Consider the following 18,702-nt stretch of genomic DNA (forward strand, 5'->3'; position numbering starts at 1 on the left):
CAGCACGCTGGTCAGCCAGGTCTGGAGGCTCGGCCCGGGGCGGTCCGGGGCCCTTCCGCGGGGGCTTTCGGGGGGCTGTGCGGGGGAGCTCACGTGGAGGTGTTCCATTCGAGGTGAAGGACGGCGACATCGTCGGCCAGACCGCCCCAGTCCGCGGCAAGGCCTTGCGCGGTCTGGATGAGGGTGTCGACGAACGGTTCTGCGGGCAGGTCGGCGTGCTTACGGGCGATCTCCAGCAGGCCCGCCTCGTCGAGGCGGTCGGAGCCGGGGCCGATGCGCCCCTCGATCAGGCCGTCCGTGAACAACATCACGGCGCCGCCCTCCTCCAGGGCCACCTCGGTGACGGGCCAGCCGGCGTTCCAGCCGGGCAGTATGCCCAGCGCGGGCCCTCCGGGCACGGTGCGCAGCTCCACGCCCGCCGCGGAACGGACCAGGAAGCCGGGGTGTCCGGCGCGCTGCACGGAGACGGCCCGGCTGCCCGCGGGACGGGTCAGGGAGACGAGTGTGGCGAAGATCTCGGGGCCGGACCGTTCGGCCAGCAGGATCCGCTCCAGGAGCCCGAGCAGTTCGGCGTCGCGGGCTCCGGCCATGACGAACGACCGCCAGGCCACGCGCAGGCACACGCCGAGCGCCGCTTCGCTGGGGCCGTGCCCGGACACGTCACCGACGACGGCGTGCGTGGCCCCGTCGGGGGTCTGGACGACGTCGTAGAAGTCGCCGCCGAGCAGGGTCTGGGCGCGTCCGGGCTGGTAGCGGGCGCAGACGGTGACGGCGTCGGCCGCGTCGTCGAGCAGCAGCGGCGTGGGCAGCAGGCCGCGTTCGAGGCGGGCGTTCTCCTCGGCGCGCAGTTTGCCCGCCTGGAGGGCGACGGCCGCCAGCTCGGTGCGCTTGCGCTGGATCGCGTAGCGGATGGCCCGCATGAACACGTCGGCTTCGAGACGCCCCTTGACCAGGTAGTCCTGCGCGCCGGCGGCGACGGCGGTCAGTCCGGCCCCCTCCTCCGACAGACCCGTCAGGACGACGACCGCGGACTCCGCGGACACGGCGAGGATCTTCTTCAGCCCGTCCAGGCCCTGGGCATCGGGAAGGTGCAGGTCCAGCAGGACGCACTCAGGGGCTTCGGCCCCCAGCTGGTTCAGGGCGTCCGCGAGGTTGCGGGCCCGGCCGAGGCGGACCTCGATCCCGCTGTCCTCCACGAGTTCCTCGACGAGCACGGCGTCGCCCTCGTCGTCCTCGATGAGCAGGACGTACGGTGGTACGCCGTTCCACAGCGCCAGCGAGTCCTCCGGTCTGCCGGAGGACGCCTGCCGGGGCCGGAACACCGGCTGCTGTGGTGTGCGGGCGGCCGGGCGCTGGGCCCCGAGCCCGGGAATGCTCCCCATGGCGTCGCGTCTGTCCCTTCTCATCTCGGACGGCGGACGCCCGACGGACGCGTGGTTGCGTCGGATAAGCCTAGAGTGATCATTTGCCGGTAGGCAATATTTTACGAACTCAATGATTCTGTCATCCCGCGGGCCCTCCGGAAACCACCCCCGGACCCAGGGAACCACCTCCGGATGGGGAGCGGCAGCCGGGGCCCCGACCTCAGGCACTGTCGGAGACGGCGGCCGGTGCCGCTGCCGGGGAAGGTACCGCGTCCGCGGGCGGGCCATCGGCCGGGTATCCGCCGGCGGCCGCCTCCCGGAACGCCGCCAGGCCAGCCACCAGCGCCTCCACCGCCTCGGGCGCCATCCGCCCGAGCACCCGGGACAGCTCCCGCTCCCGGATCGCCCGGCGCTCGTCCAGCAGTGCCCGCCCCGGCGGTGTGAGCCGTACCTCCACCTCGCGGCGCCGCGACGGATGGGGCGACCGGGTCAGCAGTCCCATCGCCTCCAACCGGTCGCAGAGCCGGGTCACCGACGGCGGGCGGGAGCCGAGCACGTCCCCCAGGGACCGCAGATTGATGCCCTCGGCGCCCTCCACGGCGAGCAGCGCCCGCAGCTGCGACGGCGACACGGCCGGTTCGAGACCATCCTGCCCCCTGGCGTGCAGCACCGCGAGGAGGTCCGCCGCGGCGCCGAGCACCGCGGCCGGGTCCTCGTGGGCGCCGGGGCGGCCGGGACGGGGCATGTCACCACTGTGCCACCGTCCGGCGCGGCAGGGGGCGTCCACCCCCGTCCGGTCACCGCTCGTCGCCTGCGGCCCCCGCACCGGGCCGGCCGTGCCAGTCCAGGCAGACGACCATCGCGTCGTCGGTCGCGTCCACGCCGCCCCGGTATCCCGGCAGCTCCTCCAGGAGGGCCCGCGGCACCTGCGAGGGCGGCAGCAGCCGCGTGTTCATGATGGCCCGGGTCAGGGCGTGCAGGCTGTACCGCTCACCCGCGGGGGAGAGGACGTCGTAGACGCCGTCGCTCAGGAAGAACAGCCGGTCCCCGGGCAGCACCTGGAAGCGCTGCGACGTGTAGACCGTGTCCTCGAACATGCCGAGCGGCAGCTGCGCCTCCAGCCGGAACGCCTCCACGGTGCCGCCGCGCAGCCGCCAGACCCGGGGCGACCCGGCGTCGATGACCTCGACCTCGCCAGTGTCCAGGGCGAAGCGGAGCAGCAGCATCGCCAGGTGCAGCCGCCCCTGGTACTGGCCGTAGAGGGCCTGGTCCGCCAGGGCCGCCTGATCGGCGAGACCGAGACCGGCCCGCCGGGCGTTGCGCAGCGCGCTGACGGCCAGGCTGGTCAGCAGCGCCGCGTCGATCCCCTCGCCCATGCCGTTGTTGACGGTCAGCGTCAGGTGGTCGGCGGAGGCCGACCAGTCGAAGCTGTCGCCGAAGATGGCGTACGCCGGCTCCAGTTGGGCCCCGAGGTCGTACTCGGGCCGGGCGCACGAGCGCCCCGGCAGCAGCTGCCACTGCATTTCGGCGGCCAGGGTGAGCCTCTTGGCCCGGCGCGCCTGGAGGAAGAAGTCGGTGTCGCGGTCGGCGACGACGATCTCGTGGGCCAGCGCGTCGGCGATGTCCTGCAGGGCGCCGATGTGTCTGCCCACCGGGACGCCGGCCGCGTAGCGGACGCTCAGGACCCCGAGCCGGTCCCCCCGCACGGTCACCGGCAGGTGCACGGTCACCCCGGACTCGCCGGGGACCACGTGCGCCTCCTGGGCGCCGAAGGCCCGGCCCTCGGAACTGTTGTACGCCGACACCGACTCGGCGGTGAACGGCTGCGCCGTGACGGGCTGGAGCCGTGCCGCGGCGTAGTCCGCCATCAGCAGCTCGGCACCGGCCGCCCCGTGGTCGCGGGCCAGGAGCCCCCGTACCTCCTCGAACAGCGCGTGCGGGGCGGCGCCGCGCAGTACGCGCTCGACGCCCCCGCCGCCCCCGACACCCTCGCCACGTACGCCTTCAGTCACCGGCCCCGTACCTGTCTCTCTCGCAACTGCCAAGATGGGGGACGACGAAGCCGCCGGTCCGCCGGGGAAGGGCTGCGCGTACGTCCGGTAGGGAGTGTCACATGAGTCAGCGGTCGATCGGCTCCCCGCGGCCCGCCGTGTCGGCGGTGGCGGAGATGAGCGAGCTGATCGAGCTGCTGGAGGTGGTCTGGGAGCGGGGCCGGGACACGGCCAGCGCCGCGCCCGTCTCCTCCGCGCAGGCCCGGGTGCTGTTCCTCGTCGAGACGAACGACCAGCTGAACCTGCGCGAGCTCGGCCGGCTGCTGGAGGCGGCTCCGCCGTCCGTGACCCGGCTGTGCGACCGCCTGCAGGCCGTGGGCTTCCTGGAACGGCATCCCGGCGCCGACGACCGCCGCGAGGTGCTCCTCGGGCTGACCGCGGCGGGCCGGAGCTACCTCGAACGGCTGCGCGCCCGCAGGCAGGAGGTGCTGGCCGAGGCGATGGCCTCGATGCCGGAGGCGTCCCGGGCCGCCCTGGCCAGGGGCCTCGCCGACTTCTGCGCCGCGGTCGCGGAGCCGCTGCGGCTGGCGTCCCCGGACTCCTTGTCCACCAGGACGGCCTGACGCGCGGGCGGCGGACAGCTGCTGCCCGCCGAGAACGCCGTCCGCCTGCCGCGCGGGCCGGCCGCGGGGGACGACGTGACCGCGGAGACGACCGTCCGGCCCCGACCCCGCTCGTGGCGGTCCGTCAACGGCGCCCGTCGGCGGACGGGACCGTGGGGCCGGACGGGGCCTCCGGGTCGGCGGCTGAGGTGATCTCCGGCTCCAGGCCCTCGCCCACCGTCGTCCGCGGGCGGCCGGTGTCGGCCCGCCAGGCCTCGAAGACCAGGGTCGTCGCCGTGACCACGGCGATGCCGAGCAGCCAGCCCCCGATGACGTCGCTCACCCAGTGCACGCCCAGCGCGACCCGCGTGTAGCCGACCCCCAGGACGGCCGCCGCCGCCAGCACCCACGGCACCGGCCGCCAGGCGCGCGGCACCAGCGGGAGCAGGACCAGCAGGAGGACGGCGCAGGAGGTCACGGCCGTCATGGCGTGACCGGAGGGGAAGGAGAATCCCGGTGCGTGGGCGACGGGCTCCGGCAGGTGCGGACGGGCCCGCTCGACCGCGTTCTTGACGAGGAACCCGATCAGCGCCCCGGACGTCGCCGTGACACCGGCCCACGTCGCCAGGCGCCACGCCCGCCGGGTCAGCAGCCACACCACCAGGGCGGCCACCAGCAGCCGCATCGTCACCGGGTCCCAGACCACGCCGGTGAAGAAGTCCAGGACCCGCACCCAGGCCGGGTGCTCCAGGGCCGTCCGGTGCAGCCGCTCGGCGGTGGTCCGGTCCAGCCGGTGCAGCGGTGCCCACTGGGACTCCACGAGGACGAGGGCCAGGGCGAACGGCACCGCCACCGCGGCCGTGGCCGTCACCGCCAGCACCATGCGGCGGCCGAACGCCGCGTCGGGCCCCGAATGCCGGGCGACCAGCGCCCGCAGGGTGCTCAGGCGGCGGGAACGGGACGTGCGCTGTGCCATGGCGGTGGAACCTGCCTTCGGGGGAGGGGTGTCGGGTGGGGTGCGGTCTCAGACGCCCGGGTCCCGGGCGATCGGCTCCTTCGTCCCCGCGCGCACCGCTTCCAGCTGGGCCGCGAAGGACAGCCCGAGGAAGAGGGCCATCGAGGTGAGGTACGACCACAGCAGCAGCGACATGATCGCGCTGAGGGGGCCGTACACGCTGGTGAAGGAGCTGCTGGCGCCCACGTACAGGCTCAGCGCCCACGTCGCGCCGAGCCACAGCGCCAGGTGGACGACGGCGCCGAAGGCGAGCCAGGTGTAGCCGGGTTGGGCGCGGCGCGGCGAGAGGCGGAAGATCGCACTGGTGGCGAGTACGGCCAGCAGCACGCCGACGGGCCAGCGCAGGACGTCCCAGGCACGGATGGTGGCGGGACCGAGGTGGTACACCTCGGCGAACGCATGGGTCAGGTGCGAGCCGAGGACCATGAGGACGAAGCTGAGTCCGAGCGGGAGTCCCGCGAGCACGGCCATGGCCAGCCCGCGCGAGTACTTGCGCAGGAACGGCCGGTCGCGTTCGTTGCCGTAGATCCGGTTCGCGCCCCGTTCGACCTGGCACAGGCTCGTGGTCACGTTGACCAGGGAGAACAACAGGCCCAGCCACAGCGCCGCCTGCCCGCCGTCACCGGCGTGCCGACGGCTCTCGCGCAGGGCCTCGTCGACCATGTCCTGACTGGGGCCGCTCGTCATCCGGCTGATCGTGAGCTCCGCCACGCGCCCGACGTCCTCGGTGTGCAGCACGCTGGAGAGGCCTATCGCGGCGATGGCCAGCGGCACGATCGACAGGACGGTCTGCAGGGCCAGGGCGCGTGAATGGCTGAAACCGTCCGCGTAGCGGAAGCGTACGAAGGAGTCCCGGGCGAGGCGCCAGCTGCCGTAGCGGCGCAGCGCCGCCCATGCCTCGTCGCCGGACAGCTCCTCGCCCCGCACGTCGCGGCGCTGCGGTACCCGGGTGGCGGTGCCCATCGTTCGTCTCCTCTCTCCTGACGTGCGCGGGTCAGAGCTGCGCGGTGGGTGCGGTGGATGCGGTACGGACAGGCGATGCGGTACGGGCCGTGGCCGCGGCGGTGGCGCCCGGTGCGCGGGGCAGCCGCATCCTCAGGGCCCCCGGTTCCGTGTCCACGGTCAGCCGGGCGCCCTCGCACATCGTGTCGCCGTCCACCTCGCGGGCCTGGGCCCGCGCGAAGCGGACCTCGATCCGCGCGGCGCTGAAGTACTCCAGCGATCCGGCGGCGACGGACACGGGCCCACCGGCTGCCGGGGCCGAGGGCTGAGCCGGACGGCGGACGATCCGGGCGGCCAGGTGGGCCAGCGCGGCGAGCCAGCCGGCCGCCCCGCGCGGGTCGAAGAGCACGACCTCCATCCGGCCGCTGTCCGGCCGGGCCCGCGGCAGCAGTTCCACGCCGCCCTGGAGCGCGCCGACGTTGCCGATGACCACCATCCGCGCCCGCCGCCGGATCCGGCGGCCCCCGTCGAGGCGGAGGGTCAGGCGCATGCGGGGATCGCGCAGGTGCCGGGCCGCCGACAGGGCGTACGCGGCCCAGCCCAGGCGTGCCTTGAGGACCGGGGACGCGTCGCGGACCATGGCCGCGTCGAAACCCGCGCCCGCCATGACCGCGAACCGGGTCGGCGGGAGGCCGTCGCCCCCGACCCGGCCGACGTCGAGGCCGAAGTCGCCGCCCGCCAGGGCCTCGTCGAGGGCGGCCGCCGGGTCGGACGGCAGGTCCAGGTTGCGGGCGAGCAGGTTGCCGGTGCCGCACGGGACGAGCGCCAGCGGGATCCCCGTACCGGCGACGACGTCGGCGCAGACCCGTACGGTGCCGTCACCGCCGCAGGCCACCACCAGGTCCGCGCCGCCCGCGGCGCACTCCTCGGCGAGGCTCCCGCCGGGCCGGTCCACGGTGGTCGACGTCCACCGCTGGTCGGTGTAACCGTGGCGGTCGAGCAGGGCGCGCACCTCGGCGGCCAACTCGTCCGGGCAGCCGTGGGGATGGCGGACGACGACGGCCCTGCCGCCGGCGCCGCGGGACCGGCCGGCCTGCGCGGGTACGGGCGCAACGGTCCCGTCTCCCGGATCCCCGTGCGGGGCCCGGCGGCCGGCGGCGCCTCGGCCGGAGAGGAACACGGAGCCCAGGACGAGCAGCGTCACGGCGCCGTTGAGCAGACCGCCCAGCACGTCGGACGGATGGTGCATGCCCCGGTAGACCCGGGACAGCCCGACCGCCGGCGGCACGAGCAGCAGTACGCCGGCCGCGAGGTACCGCCAGGGGCCGCGCACCCGGTGCAGCACGAGGGCCGCGAGCCCTCCGTACAGGGCGACGGACGCGCCGACGTGCCCCGACGGGAAACTCGACGTGGGCGGAGCCCCGTCCAATTGGGGCACGTCCGGGCGGGGCCGCTCCACGAAGAAGGTGACGACGAGGAAGACCGCCGACTGCACGGCGACCGACGCCCCCAGGAACAGGGCGTCCGCCCAGCGCGGAGCGGGCGGCAGGGCCAGCAGCGCCGCGACGCAGAGCAGCGTCACCCCGATGATGCCCTCCGTACTGGCCAGCAGCGAAAGCCCCTCGGTGACAGCGTTGCCGACCGGGCTCCGGTGCGCCGCGAAGTCCCGGGACAGACCGTCCTCCCAGGTCAGCGGCCAGTGGCCGACCGCCACCCGGGTCACCCACAGGCCCAGGAGCACCATCAAGGTCGTCTGGGCCGTCACCAGCCACACCAGCCGCGAGCGTCTCGCGGCCCCACCGTTTCCCGTCGTCATGAAGGCCCTTGTTGCCCGTCGCGCCCCGATGATGCGCCCACGGGCGCTGTCCGGAGCCCCCTGCACAGGGTGCTCCCTCATGAAGATCGAAAACTTCCGGGACGACGCGGAGCACCTGGTGGACGGCGGTGCCCGGAGCCACGTACGGAAGGCAGTGCCCGGCCCGGGTGAGCGCGGGCCATGGGCGCACCTGTCCGCAGAGGCCCGCCCCACGGCCGCGGGGCGGGCCTCTGCGGGCGATCAGCTCAGGCGCAGCGCCGTCGTGATGGTCTTGCCGTCGGGGCGGGTGCTGCAGTCGACGCGCTCCGCCAGGCGCTGGATGAGCGGCCAGCCGTAACCGCCGGGGTGGTCGACCGTGCCCGTACGGGCCGCGGGGAGGCGGGGGTTGGCATCCGCGATGGACAGCCGCAGGACGTCGCCCGCGATGTCGGCATGGAAGGCGATGACGCCGTCACCGTGCCGTATCGCGTTGGTGACCAGCTCCGAGGTGACGAGCAGCACGTCCGCCGCGGTGACGCTGTCGAGGCTGACACCCGCCAGGACCAGCAGCTCGCGCACGCGCTCGCGCGCCGCGGCCGCCGAACCGGGCGGCGCGGCGTACCGGTCGCCCTCGGCGTCCTCGTGGTGCCGCTGCGAGCCCAGGGGGGCTTCGGACGGCGGGGGTGCGTTCATACTCATCGCCTGCCCATGGCCGCACGGGTCGTACCGTGACGACCCGTTCGGGGACGGGTGGTGGTGGTCAGCATGTCATCGCGGTCCCCAGGCTGTCCGCCATACGGAACGCACCCGCGGCCCCGGTGACATCGAACAGTCGCCGGACGGCGGTGTGCAGCGGGCCGGCGAGGACGAGCACCGACCCTGCGTCCGCGTGGGCCCGCTGCGCGTCGAGCAGCGCGTGCAGCACGGACGAGTCCACGAAAGGGGTGCCCGACAGGTCCACCACGGTGCGTGGCAGGCCGCTCACCGCGGCCCGCGCCAGAGCGCCGGCCAGGAACGGTGCGTGGTCCTCGTCGACGTCGCCGCGCAGGCTGATGACGGTCGCGTCGCGTGCTGTGGTCGTGGTGACGACCGGTTCCTCTCCCATCACCGGGACATCCTCCTACATCGCGTGCGGGCCCGATGACCGGGTACCCGTAGAGGCAAGCGGTTCCGTACTCCGTCACCCTCAGGAATGAGCCCTCGATACCGCGTCCCCCCGTGGCGCGGTTGCACGGTGTACGGCCCATGGAGGATGGTTGCCGGAAGACAACTGTTTGGTTCGAGGTTTTTCCGACGTGACGAACGCGATGAGGTGAGGGGTCCGCCCAGCGGGCCTTCAACGTTTGGTACCTTCCACCGAAACGACGCCGAGCACGCCCACCCCGGGCCTGTCATGGGGTCAGGCCCCCTATCCGGTGCTGGTGGCCGACGCCGGCGCGGTCGTGGTCCACGCCAACGAGGCGGCAGGGCTGGTGTTCCCGGACGCCCGCCCCGGCTCGGCGATGGCGGACGCGGTCCCCGCATGGCTGGCGGAGGCTCACGCCCGCCACACCTCCCCCCTGCCCGCGCAGCGCCCGTCCGCCGGGTCCGGCACCGTCCAGGGCTCCGTCGGCGACCGCTCGTACGAGGCTCATCCGACCCCCCGCGACGACGGCACGGTCGTGTGGTGGCTCGTCGACGACACCGACCACCGGCTGGCCCGGGAGGCCCTGTGGACGGAACGGGAACGCACCGAGTTCCTGGTCCGCTCCTCCAACCTCCTGCTCTCGTCCCTGAACCTCGACCGGTGCATGGACGTCACGGCCCAGATGGCGGCCGACCACCTCGCCGACGCGGCGCTGGTGATCGCCCCCGCGCACGGTCCCGAACTCCCCATCGTCTCCTGCGTCCGCGGCGGCAGCCCGTCCGTCTCCCGCGCCGTCGTCGACCCGGAGGACGTACCCGGGCTGGCGGAGGCGCTCCAGGGCTTCCCGCCCGTCCCCTCCCGGTGGCTCGACCCGTCCGCCGCCCCGGCCTGGCTCGTGCCGGACGGCCTCGACGCGCTGGGGTCGATCGTCATCACGCCCCTGCCCGGGCACGGCGTGCCCGCGGGCGCCCTGGTGCTGCTGCGCGCCGACGGCGCGAGCGCGTTCACGGAGGGCGAAGAAGTGTTCGCGCGGCTGTTCGCCGCCCGTGCCGGCGCCGCGATGTCGGCCGCCCGGCTCTACGCGGAGCAGGCGTCGATCACCGACACCCTGATGCGTGAACTCCTCCCGCCGCTGCTGCACCAGGTCTCCGGGGTGGAGTACGCCGGCGGCTACCGGCCGTCCAAGGACCACGAGCGGGTCGGCGGCGACTTCTACGACGTACACCCCGCCGCCGACGAAGGCGCACCCTCCCTCGTCGTCCTGGGAGACGTGTGCGGCAAGGGACTGCAGGCGGCCGTGATGACCGGCAAGATCCGCAACACCCTGCACGCGCTCCTGCCGATGGCCGACGACCACCACCGCATGCTCAGCCTCCTCAACACCTCACTGCTGAACTCCGAGAACGCCCGCTTCGCCACCATGGTGCTGGCCTCCGCCGCCCGGGACGGCAACACGGTGCGGCTGCGCCTGACGAGCGCCGGCCATCCCGCCCCGCTCATCCTGCGCTCCGACGGCCGGGTCGAGGAGGCCCGCACGAAGGGAACCCTGGTGGGTGCGCTGCCCGAGATCACCACGGAGACGGCGTGCGTCACGCTGGCACCCGGAGACACCTGCGTGCTCTACACCGACGGGATCAGCGAGGCACGAGGAGGACCCATGGGCGGTGCGATGTTCGGGGAGGAGCGGCTGCGTCGAGCCCTGTCGGAGTGCGCGGCGATGCCCGCCGAGGCGGTGGTCGAGCACGTGCAGATGCTCACCTCCCAGTGGGTGGGGGCGGGTCGCCACGACGACATGGCCGTCGTGGTGATCTCGGCCCCGCGCACCAACCACCTCAGCGCCGTGGACGGCCACACCCGCGGGCGGTTCACCGCGTGAGCGCCCCCGAGACCATGGCCCCGGCCCCGGCGCCCGCAACCACAGCGGCAGCCGCCCCGGTCCGGGCAGCGGCCCACGACACGACGTGCGCCTCCGGACCGGAGGAACTCCGCGCGCAGGTGTGGGAATCGGTGATGGCCTTCGACGAGGCCGCCACCGTCGGCACGGTGCTGCGCGCACTGGACGACGGCATGGCCGCCGAGGACCTCCTGCTCGACGTGATCGCCTCCGTACAGGGACGGGTCGGCCAGGAGTGGGCGGCGAACAGCATCACCGTCGCCCAGGAGCACGCCGCGACCGCCATCAACGACCGCGCCATCGCCGCCGTCGCCCTGCACCCCTCCGTGCCCACCGCACCCACCCGCGGCCGGGTCACGGTGGCCTGCGTGGACGGCGAGTGGCACGCCCTGCCCGCCCGCCTCCTGGCCGAGGTACTGCGGTTCAGGGGCTGGCGCGTCGACTACCTCGGCGCGCAGGTCACCGCCCCGCACCTCGTCGCGCACCTGCACCGCACCGGCCCCGACGCGGTCGCCCTCTCCGGCTCCCTCGCGACCCGGCTCCCCGCCGCCCACGCGACCATCACCGCCTGCCAGGCCGTCGGAACCCCCGTGATCGTGGGCGGCGCCGCCTTCGGACCCGGCGGCCGCTACGCCCGCCTCCTCGGCGCCGACTCCTGGGCCCCCGACGCGCGGGCCGCCGCCGACCAGCTGGCCCGCGGCCCGCTCCCGCGGCCCCGGCCCGGCCACCAGGCCATCGACGACCTGCCCCACCTGAACGACCAGGAGTACACCCTGGTCGCCCGCAGCCGCCCCCGGCTCGTCCGGGCCGTGTTCACCGAACTGGAGCACTCCTATCCGGCGATGCGCGCCTACACCGACCCGCAGCGCGAGCGCACCGCCGAAGACCTCTCCCACATCGTCGAGTTCCTCGCCGCCGCCCTCTACACCGCTGACGACGACCTCTTCTGCGGCTTCCTGGTGTGGACCGCCGGAGTCCTGGAGGCCCGCGGCGTTCCGGCCGCCTCGCTGCTGCCCACCCTGGAACTCCTGCAGCGGGAACTGCAGGACTTTCCCCGCGCCACCGCCATCCTGCGGGCCGGAGCCGCCCGCCTGACCGCCACCCCTCTCACCGGGACCGCTGTATGACGAGTCTGCCCTCCACCCCGCTCGGGGTGTCCTACTCCTCCTCGCACGAGGCCGTGCGCGTCGAGCTGAGCGGCGACCTCGACCACCGCCACGCCGACCTCCTCGTCGAGGCCGTGGACCGCCTGCTCGCCGCGCACCCCGGCCTGCGCGACCTACGCCTGGACTGCAGCGGGCTGTCCGCCGTCGACTCCAGCGGCCTGTCGGCGCTCCTGATGGTCCGGCGCCGCACGGACAAGGCGGGCGCGGGGCTGCACCTCGACGGCCGGACCGTGCAGCTGGACCGACTGCTGGAACTCACCTGCACCCTGGAGTACCTCACGGCACCGAGCGCGGGCGCCCAGCCCCTGCGCCGCGGCGGCCAGAAGACCGAGGAGAACCTGCCGGCCGCCCCCTCCGCCGGCCCGGAACCGCGCGCCTGAGCCAGCCCCGTGACCGGCCGACCGGGCGCACCGGCCGGCAGCCCGTCGCCGTTCGGCGTCCGCGGAGGTCGCGGGCCCGGTGTGTGACCATCCCAGGATTCACTCGTTTGACGCGGGCGTGAGCACCTCTCAGAGAATCGGCTCGGCCTCCGTCGAGCACGCCGAGGCGGTCCTTGTCGAGCAGTACCCCCGACTGGTCCGGCTCGCCTACCTGACGCTCCCGGACTCGCTGGGCCGGCACGCCCGCGTCCTGCTGGCCCACAAGGCCGTGCAACGGGCCCTGCCCCGCCCCGGCACCCCGGCGCAACCGGCCCCCGCCGGGGGCGGCACGGACGAACCGGACCCGCACCTCACGCTGGTCCGCACCCGCGTCCTGCGCGCCGCCCTCGCCCCCACCGGACCCGCGGGCGGCATCCGGGCCCGCATCGGCCGGCTGCCCGTCCCGCCCTTCGTGTGGGGGCTGCGCCTGTGGCCGCCCGCGGGCGGGATCGACGAGGCCGCCCAGACGCTGAGCGGTGCCCCCGCCCCTGTGCGGGCGGCGTTCGTCCTCCACCACCTCGACGACCTGGCCGAGGACGAGACCGTACGCCTCCTCGGCCGCGCCGGCGCCGCCGATCCCGCCGCAGCCGTGCGCGAGGCCCTCGCGCTGCCCGTCGGTGAAGGGCTCCTCCAGGCCCTGCGCCGACCGGAGTTCGACGCCAGCGTGGTCAGCGCCCGCCCCACCGACCTGCTGCGCCGCCGCCGGCGGGCCCGGGCCGGCTGGGCCGGTCTCGCCACCCTGGCGCTGGCCCTCACCGCGCTCTCCCTCCACGGCTCGGCCCCGGGCCCCGACGTCCGCCCGGCAGCCGGACCCGCGGGCTCCGCGGTGCTGGACCCCGCCCGGCTCCAGCGCGTCCCCGCCGAGGCGTGGGCGGACACCGCCCGCGTCGACTTCACCGCCTGGCCCGCCCGCGGCGCCCGGACCGGCGACCGCGACCTGCTGGCCCGCGCCCTGCGCACGTGGGCCGCGCCGGGCACGATCCCGGTCACCACGACGCCCGGCAGCACGGCCGAACCGCCCGCCCGACCGCCCCAACTGCTCTACGCGGGCGAACTGGACGGCCGGGCGGTGGTGCTCCTGCGCGACGAGGACCGCGTCGTGCGCTACGCCGAGCCCACCACCGGGCCGGGCGCCCGCACGCTCGACGTCACCCGCACCGACGACGCGGGCGTCACCACCGCGGCCGCCCTCACCCTGTCCCGGGCACCCGGCGGGGCGTCGGCCCGCTACCTCCTCGCCCCGTGGATCGCCACGGCGGCCACCCGCGACCTGCTCCGCCCGGGCGACGCGCCGCACGCCCTCACCGTCGCCGGCGACGGGGCCACCGCCCCGGCGGCGGTGCCTCCCGCCGGCGGAGACTGCGCCTCCTGGCCCGTCCTCGAACTCACCTCCTCGACCCGCATCGTCGAGAAGCACTCCTTCGTCCTCACCGACCTCGGCGCTCTGTCCCCGGTGCACCTGACCTACACGCCGCTGCCGGACGGCCCCGCAGCGGCCCCCGCCCGACAGCCGAGGGAAGCCACCGGCCCCGAGGCCCGCGCGGCATGGGCACCCCTGGCCTGCCGGCTCGGCGAACTCCGCGCCGGCGTCTACCGGGCCGTCAACGTCTGGGACTTCGCCGCCGCCCAGCTTCCCGACGGCGCCGGCCGCGCGGTCTGGTCGTGCACGCGCGCCTCCGGCTGGGCCGGACCCGGCGACGTCGTGGTCCGGATGCGCCTGGCAGGGGGAACGCCGCAGGACGTGGCTCGGGCCCGCTCCACCGCCGCCTGCGGCCGGTTCGGCCAGCACCTCCTCGCGGGCTTCCGCTGGCGCTCCCCGGCCGGCCGCTGGTACCTGCTGGCCGCCGGGAGCAGGCAGGTCAACGGAATCACGGCGACCGGTGCGGTGCGGGCCGGCACCACCGAACGCACCCTCGCCGCCCCCTGGACCGGTCCCGACGGCCCGGTCTCCGTGCGGGGAACCCTGGCCGGCGGCGGCACCGTCACCGCCCTCGACGGAGCGGGAGGCGGCCGCGACTGACCGGGGGCGCGGGGGCCCGGCTGACCCGGCCCGGCACCCGCACCGGCGGCACCGCACGCGGAGCGGCGCTACCAGCGCATGCGGACCGGTGGCCTTCCAGCAGGCTGCAACGGGGTCGATCGGGCCGCGGCCTGTCTGGTGGCCACCGGGCCCGGCATTCCCCGTCGGCCCGCATGGCCGACATCACCCGGGGCCCCGAGGCGGACAGTCCGCGGGACCGCATGGAGCCGGGGGCCGTACCACCGGCTGCCTCACGGCGCGGCGCGGCGCAGAACGAGAGACTTTCGGTAGATCGTGTCCGTCGGGGGTAGACGGGCCGGCATGGCACCGAAGAGCGAAACCCTCATGTCCCTGCGGGCCGTACGTCAGTTGCGTCGGATTCGCGCCTTCTACGCGGCAGGTGTCCTGCTGTGGGTAGCCGCGGCGGCCTGGTCGGGCCGGTCATATCCCGGAAGTCGGCAGATGTGGGTCTGCCTGCTGCTCCTGGCCGTCTTTGCCGGCCTGCTGACCACCACCTCCGTCTGGCTGTCCCGTCTGCGGACGACCCGTAGCCACGAGCCCCGCCGCCATGCCGCGCCCGGTGGGGCGGCCGCCCCACGCCATGCGTGATCGAGGAGCCGGCCGCCATGGGCTCCGATTTCGAGATGGGGCAGTCAGAGCATGCACCCCCTGATCTTGTCGTTGTCTCGCGGCCCACCGAACGATCCTGACGGTCAGCGGCGAGCGCGACACGGATACCGTGCCTGACCTCACCAAGGCCGCCGACGCCGTCGGCGGGCGCGGCCAGAAACTCGCCCTGGATCTGTCGGCCGTCAGGTTCAGCGACTCCAGGGGTCTCAGCGCACTCCTCGGGCACCGCATGAATCCGACCAGGGCGACCGTTGTCCGACCCGTAGCCCGCGCCAGTCGCGGACCGCGGCGGCTACCGGGCAGATCCGGGTCGCCTACGGCAGGAGCGGCGAGTCGAACCTCGAACCAGGGCGACGCGGCCCCGACCCACCCATCGTCGGGAGAATCGACGCGACGTCCGACCCGCCCGGCCCTGTCCCGCGCCAAGGAGCAGCCCATGAACCACCCCGCCCCCACGACCGCTCCCGACAGCGAGGCCCTGCGCGCGGTCATCGAAGCCGCGATCGTGAACTACCTCGACGGTGCCGCGGAAACGGATACCGCCGACCTCGCCGCCCATGTCACGGCCGCCGTCGAACGACTGCTCGCTTCCGGTCCGCAGGCCGAACCGGCCCCCGAGGGCGACGAGATCTGACGCCCCCTCCTGCAGCAACGCCCCACGCCCCGACCATGCGCCCGCCGCCGACGGGCCGCACCGCTCGCCTGCACCGCGGCCAGGCGCTCACGTGCCCCGAAGCGCGTCAGTGGCTGAGGTGCCGGTCGCGACCGGTGGTCTGCTCGTGCGCCGCTGTCACCAGATGGGGCGTCGGTGGGGGCGTCGGGCGCTCCGACGACCGCGACGGATGGTCAGCGTCGTCTTCTGAAGTAGCCGTTCTGGTGGAGTCTGTACAGCACCCAGGGCAGAAGGGCTGCCCACACGGCGAGAAACGCCCACTTGAACCACGGAGGGCCGTCCGGCCGACTGCCCTGGGCGAGCAGGGTGGTGGCGGTGATGAACGGTGACATGGTCTCGCCATTACCCCGCGCAGAGGATGGCACGCGGCCGCAGCCCTCGGTGTGCTGCCGGTCGTCCGCCGAGCGGCTGCTCTCCGGCGGAGCCGGACGCTCCGGGGCGGGAGTCGAGGAACGTGAGTGCCGCGGGCACCGGCTCCACCGCCCTCAGCAGTCCGGCGCCGGGCAGGTCCGAGGGACCCGCCACCGGGTCACCCCGTGCCGGCCTCCGCGAAGTGCCGCTCACGCTCCGCCCGGATCCGGGCACGGGCCCCGCCCGGTCACAGTGCCGGCCACCCGACGGTCGCCAGATCGCTCCACACCCAGGGCAAGGGGCCGGGATCTGAACGAAAGGGGCTGCGGCAGTCGGTTATCGTCCGGCTTCGGCGGCCTCGACCGCGGACTTGATGCCTCGTAGCGCTTCGGCCAGGCCGTCGTCGACCTCAGCGCCCTCGACCCGTTCGGTGTGCAGTTCCACGGACAGCAGTGAGTGATTTTCGTCGTTGCCGGCGGAGACGTGCAGTTTGCCGTGGTAGTCGTGCGGGCCCGGTGCGCCCCATTCCAGCGACTTGCCTTCCTCCAGCACGCGGATCCAGGCCTCGCTCCGGACGTCCTGTTCCGGTTCGCCGGGCGGGTCGATGTGCGCGGTGACGGTGACGCGGTCGCCGTCGTGCGGCTTCGCGGACGTCAGGCGCGGCATGTAGGCAGGCAGGTTCTTCACGTCGGCGAGGTATCCGAAGAGCGTGGCCGCGGGAACCGCCACGGTGATCGAAGTGTCGTAGTCACCCATGGGTAACGAAGTTCCCCGGGCTGGTCGCCGCCAGGCAGCGAAGCGGTGAAGCCCACCCGACTGGCAGAGTGGTGAGCCCGGGGGAGGCCCTCAGGCACAGGGCGGCACAGAGCCGGAGTGGTTGGCGGACGGGGCCGGGACGCAGCCGTCGAAGGCCGCCGGCAACTGCTCGGCTCGCCGATTGCTCGCCGGCCACTCCGGGTGCCGCGTGCGGCGGCCGCACCAGGGCGCTGGTACAGGCCCAGTCGGCGGGCCGTGTCCTCTCCGTGTCGCATGCGCTGGTGCGCGTCTTCGCCGAGCGTGGTGAGCACCGGCGCCGACATCCGCAACGCCGGGTTCGTGTACTTCGCCGGAGGTGACCAGTGCACATGCACAGCCCGGAAGTCCACCGCACTCCGCGCTTCCGTCCGAGCCGCCAGGGAAGCATCACCTCCACCGAAGCCCTCGCCGACCCCTGCGATGCGTACGCGACGTTCACCACCGGCATGTTCGACTGGCCGCACTACGGCGGCACCATGAACGACTCCCGCTTCGTCACCCGCGACCGCACGGGCCGCACCACGGCCTTCGTCGCACGTGCGCTCAAGGGCGGACTCACCCCGACGGAAAGGCCTGCGGCGGCGGGACACCCCTCGAACTCGTCGGCTCCGCGCTTACAGTGAACTCGCAGACCACAGAAGCGGGATCAGCTGTTGGAAGGGGTAGTTGCGGCGTGGGGCACGGGGAGACGGCGGATGCGGATGCGGAGCGGCTGGAGCCGTACCGGGGGGAGCTGACGGGCTACTGCTACCGGATGCTGGGCGCGTACGCGGAGGCCGAGGACGCCGCTCAGGAGACCCTGGTGCGGGCCTGGCGGAACATCGGGCGGTTCGAGGGCAGGTCGTCGCTGCGGTCGTGGGTGTACCGCATCGCCACGCACGTGTGCCTGGACACCCTTGCCGTGGCCAAGCGGCGGGCGCTGCCGATGGACCTCGGCGCTCCGAGCGAAGGCGGTGCGGCACCCGGAGCTCCCCTGGACGCAGGCCTGTGGGTGGAACCCTTCCCCAGTGGCGATCCGGAGGCGAGCGCCACGGCCGGTGAGTCCGTCCACCTGGCCTTCGTCGCCGTCCTCCAGCACTTGCCGCCCCGGCAGCGAGCCACGTTGATCCTCCGCGACGTCCTCGGCTTCACGGCCAGGGAAGTCGCCGACCTCCACGACACCACCGTCGCTTCGGCCAACAGCGCGTTGCAGCGGGCCCGGGCCACGCTGGCCGATCGAGGCCAGGACACCGCAGGCGCTCCTCCCGGCCGAACCAGGCCACCCTCCGGGTGCTGGCCGAGCGGTACGCCATCGCCTTCTCCCGCTACGACATGGAGGAGCTGAACATGCTGCTCCATGTCGATGCCACCCTGTGCCTGCCTCCGTACGCGAAGTGGATGCGCGGCATCAGCGACATCCAGGCGTGGCTGACCGGCCCGGCCGTCGGCTGCCGCGGATCCCTGCTGATCCCGACGGTGGCGAACGGCACCGCGGGCTTCGGCCAGTACCGCCCCCACCCGGACGGCACCGGCTACGTGCCCTGGGCCCTTCAGGTCGTCGACTTCTCCGGGGGCCGCATCACCGGCATCACGGCCTTCCGTGACACCGCACGCCTCTTCCCGCTCTTCGGCCTGCCGGACCAGGTGGACGAGGACACCCGAGTCCGCGCACAGGCCTGACCGCCCGCCTTCGCCCCCCCCCGCGAGGACGCCGGCGACAACGAAGTCGGCACGGCCCCTCGCTCCCCGGTCCGGAGGCCGCGAGCCGCTGCACCGGCCGCCACCAGGTGTGCCGGAGCGAACCTCTGCCCGTAGGCGCCTTGGAGCGCTTGCGTGAGCACCCCGAGTGGCGCGTAGGTGGCGTAGGTGGTCACCGGCCCCGGGGGTGCCACAGCTCCGGGTCGTCCGGCGGCGGGCACACCGTGAACGCCGCCCCCCTC

General features: G+C 74.3%; 16 protein-coding genes and 1 pseudogene. 8 read left to right on the top strand and 9 right to left on the bottom strand.

Annotation, left to right across the window (positions count from 1 at the left end):
• Positions 1 to 89 precede the first annotated feature (89 nt).
• From AC2RP6_RS36800 to AC2RP6_RS36810, 3 genes are all read right to left on the bottom strand, one after another.
• The gene (locus tag AC2RP6_RS36800; protein ID WP_486450159.1) at positions 90 to 1,382 is read right to left on the bottom strand and encodes a PP2C family protein-serine/threonine phosphatase; all 1,293 of its coding nucleotides are present in this window, start codon (positions 1,380 to 1,382) and stop codon (positions 90 to 92) included.
• Positions 1,383 to 1,584: 202 nt separating this feature from the next.
• Positions 1,585 to 2,109 carry a MarR family winged helix-turn-helix transcriptional regulator gene (locus tag AC2RP6_RS36805; protein WP_486450160.1) on the bottom strand — a complete coding sequence of 175 codons (525 nt, stop codon included), beginning with the start codon at positions 2,107 to 2,109 and terminating at the stop codon, positions 1,585 to 1,587.
• A gap of 52 nt (positions 2,110 to 2,161) precedes the next feature.
• The gene (locus tag AC2RP6_RS36810; RefSeq protein WP_486450161.1) at positions 2,162 to 3,376 is read right to left on the bottom strand and encodes a PP2C family protein-serine/threonine phosphatase; all 1,215 of its coding nucleotides are present in this window, start codon (positions 3,374 to 3,376) and stop codon (positions 2,162 to 2,164) included.
• A 101-nt stretch (positions 3,377 to 3,477) separates the two neighbouring features.
• Between AC2RP6_RS36810 and AC2RP6_RS36815 the strand changes: the two genes are divergently transcribed.
• Positions 3,478 to 3,978, top strand: a complete 501-nt coding sequence (locus AC2RP6_RS36815) for a MarR family winged helix-turn-helix transcriptional regulator (RefSeq protein ID WP_486450162.1) — start codon at positions 3,478 to 3,480, stop codon at positions 3,976 to 3,978.
• Positions 3,979 to 4,102: 124 nt separating this feature from the next.
• On the opposite strand, the gene AC2RP6_RS36820 is transcribed toward AC2RP6_RS36815, so the two are convergent.
• The 5 genes from AC2RP6_RS36820 to AC2RP6_RS36840 all read right to left on the bottom strand — a co-directional run bounded on the left by AC2RP6_RS36820 (position 4,103) and on the right by AC2RP6_RS36840 (position 8,814).
• The gene (locus tag AC2RP6_RS36820) at positions 4,103 to 4,933 is read right to left on the bottom strand and encodes a phosphatase PAP2 family protein (protein ID WP_486450163.1); all 831 of its coding nucleotides are present in this window, start codon (positions 4,931 to 4,933) and stop codon (positions 4,103 to 4,105) included.
• A 48-nt stretch (positions 4,934 to 4,981) separates the two neighbouring features.
• The gene (locus AC2RP6_RS36825; protein ID WP_486450164.1) at positions 4,982 to 5,935 is read right to left on the bottom strand and encodes a YihY/virulence factor BrkB family protein; all 954 of its coding nucleotides are present in this window, start codon (positions 5,933 to 5,935) and stop codon (positions 4,982 to 4,984) included.
• A 31-nt stretch (positions 5,936 to 5,966) separates the two neighbouring features.
• Positions 5,967 to 7,730: a bifunctional phosphatase PAP2/diacylglycerol kinase family protein gene (locus AC2RP6_RS36830; RefSeq protein ID WP_486450165.1), complete on the bottom strand. Its 1,764-nt coding sequence runs from the start codon at positions 7,728 to 7,730 to the stop codon at positions 5,967 to 5,969.
• Positions 7,731 to 7,970: 240 nt separating this feature from the next.
• Complete coding sequence (locus AC2RP6_RS36835) at positions 7,971 to 8,402, bottom strand: ATP-binding protein (protein WP_486450166.1); 432 nt, start codon at positions 8,400 to 8,402, stop codon at positions 7,971 to 7,973.
• Positions 8,403 to 8,469: 67 nt separating this feature from the next.
• Positions 8,470 to 8,814 carry an STAS domain-containing protein gene (locus AC2RP6_RS36840; protein WP_486450167.1) on the bottom strand — a complete coding sequence of 115 codons (345 nt, stop codon included), beginning with the start codon at positions 8,812 to 8,814 and terminating at the stop codon, positions 8,470 to 8,472.
• A 310-nt stretch (positions 8,815 to 9,124) separates the two neighbouring features.
• On the opposite strand from AC2RP6_RS36840, the gene AC2RP6_RS36845 reads away from it, so the two are divergent.
• The 5 genes from AC2RP6_RS36845 (at position 9,125) to AC2RP6_RS36865 (ending at position 15,598) form a co-directional block, all read left to right on the top strand.
• Entirely contained in the window at positions 9,125 to 10,711 is a 1,587-nt protein-coding gene (locus tag AC2RP6_RS36845; protein ID WP_486450168.1) for a PP2C family protein-serine/threonine phosphatase, read from the top strand.
• A 134-nt stretch (positions 10,712 to 10,845) separates the two neighbouring features.
• The gene (locus tag AC2RP6_RS36850) at positions 10,846 to 11,856 is read left to right on the top strand and encodes a cobalamin B12-binding domain-containing protein (protein WP_486450576.1); all 1,011 of its coding nucleotides are present in this window, start codon (positions 10,846 to 10,848) and stop codon (positions 11,854 to 11,856) included.
• Positions 11,853 to 12,275: an STAS domain-containing protein gene (locus AC2RP6_RS36855; protein WP_486450169.1), complete on the top strand. Its 423-nt coding sequence runs from the start codon at positions 11,853 to 11,855 to the stop codon at positions 12,273 to 12,275. Before AC2RP6_RS36850 ends, AC2RP6_RS36855 begins: the two co-directional genes overlap by 4 nt.
• A gap of 118 nt (positions 12,276 to 12,393) precedes the next feature.
• Positions 12,394 to 14,334, top strand: a complete 1,941-nt coding sequence (locus tag AC2RP6_RS36860) for a hypothetical protein (protein WP_486450170.1) — start codon at positions 12,394 to 12,396, stop codon at positions 14,332 to 14,334.
• Positions 14,335 to 15,400: 1,066 nt separating this feature from the next.
• Positions 15,401 to 15,598, top strand: a complete 198-nt coding sequence (locus tag AC2RP6_RS36865; protein ID WP_486450171.1) for a hypothetical protein — start codon at positions 15,401 to 15,403, stop codon at positions 15,596 to 15,598.
• A gap of 726 nt (positions 15,599 to 16,324) precedes the next feature.
• Here AC2RP6_RS36865 and AC2RP6_RS36870 read toward each other — a convergent pair.
• Positions 16,325 to 16,744, bottom strand: coding sequence for an SRPBCC family protein (locus tag AC2RP6_RS36870; protein ID WP_486450172.1), 420 nt, complete (start codon positions 16,742 to 16,744; stop codon positions 16,325 to 16,327).
• Positions 16,745 to 17,112: 368 nt separating this feature from the next.
• Between AC2RP6_RS36870 and AC2RP6_RS36875 the strand changes: the two genes are divergently transcribed.
• Both AC2RP6_RS36875 and AC2RP6_RS36880 read left to right on the top strand, forming a co-directional pair.
• Positions 17,113 to 17,406: a hypothetical protein gene (locus AC2RP6_RS36875; RefSeq protein WP_486450173.1), complete on the top strand. Its 294-nt coding sequence runs from the start codon at positions 17,113 to 17,115 to the stop codon at positions 17,404 to 17,406.
• A 50-nt stretch (positions 17,407 to 17,456) separates the two neighbouring features.
• Positions 17,457 to 18,442 (top strand): annotated as a pseudogene (locus AC2RP6_RS36880) (sigma-70 family RNA polymerase sigma factor).
• The last annotated feature ends 260 nt before the right edge of the window (positions 18,443 to 18,702 follow it).

This window comes from Streptomyces sp. WAC03905 (assembly GCF_057371075.1).

What these genes read in the sequence shown, in the direction of transcription:
- AC2RP6_RS36800 (WP_486450159.1), bottom strand. Translation starts at nt 1,382, where the DNA reads ATGGGGAGCATTCCCGGGCTCGGGGCCCAGCGCCCGGCCGCCCGCACA.
- AC2RP6_RS36805 (WP_486450160.1), bottom strand. Translation starts at nt 2,109, where the DNA reads ATGCCCCGTCCCGGCCGCCCCGGCGCCCACGAGGACCCGGCCGCGGTG.
- AC2RP6_RS36815 (WP_486450162.1), top strand. Translation starts at nt 3,478, where the DNA reads ATGAGTCAGCGGTCGATCGGCTCCCCGCGGCCCGCCGTGTCGGCGGTG.
- AC2RP6_RS36820 (WP_486450163.1), bottom strand. Translation starts at nt 4,933, where the DNA reads ATGGCACAGCGCACGTCCCGTTCCCGCCGCCTGAGCACCCTGCGGGCG.
- AC2RP6_RS36825 (WP_486450164.1), bottom strand. Translation starts at nt 5,935, where the DNA reads ATGGGCACCGCCACCCGGGTACCGCAGCGCCGCGACGTGCGGGGCGAG.
- AC2RP6_RS36830 (WP_486450165.1), bottom strand. Translation starts at nt 7,730, where the DNA reads ATGACGACGGGAAACGGTGGGGCCGCGAGACGCTCGCGGCTGGTGTGG.
- AC2RP6_RS36835 (WP_486450166.1), bottom strand. Translation starts at nt 8,402, where the DNA reads ATGAACGCACCCCCGCCGTCCGAAGCCCCCCTGGGCTCGCAGCGGCAC.
- AC2RP6_RS36840 (WP_486450167.1), bottom strand. Translation starts at nt 8,814, where the DNA reads ATGGGAGAGGAACCGGTCGTCACCACGACCACAGCACGCGACGCGACC.
- AC2RP6_RS36850 (WP_486450576.1), top strand. Translation starts at nt 10,846, where the DNA reads ATGGCCTTCGACGAGGCCGCCACCGTCGGCACGGTGCTGCGCGCACTG.
- AC2RP6_RS36855 (WP_486450169.1), top strand. Translation starts at nt 11,853, where the DNA reads ATGACGAGTCTGCCCTCCACCCCGCTCGGGGTGTCCTACTCCTCCTCG.
- AC2RP6_RS36865 (WP_486450171.1), top strand. Translation starts at nt 15,401, where the DNA reads ATGAACCACCCCGCCCCCACGACCGCTCCCGACAGCGAGGCCCTGCGC.
- AC2RP6_RS36870 (WP_486450172.1), bottom strand. Translation starts at nt 16,744, where the DNA reads ATGGGTGACTACGACACTTCGATCACCGTGGCGGTTCCCGCGGCCACG.
- AC2RP6_RS36875 (WP_486450173.1), top strand. Translation starts at nt 17,113, where the DNA reads ATGCACAGCCCGGAAGTCCACCGCACTCCGCGCTTCCGTCCGAGCCGC.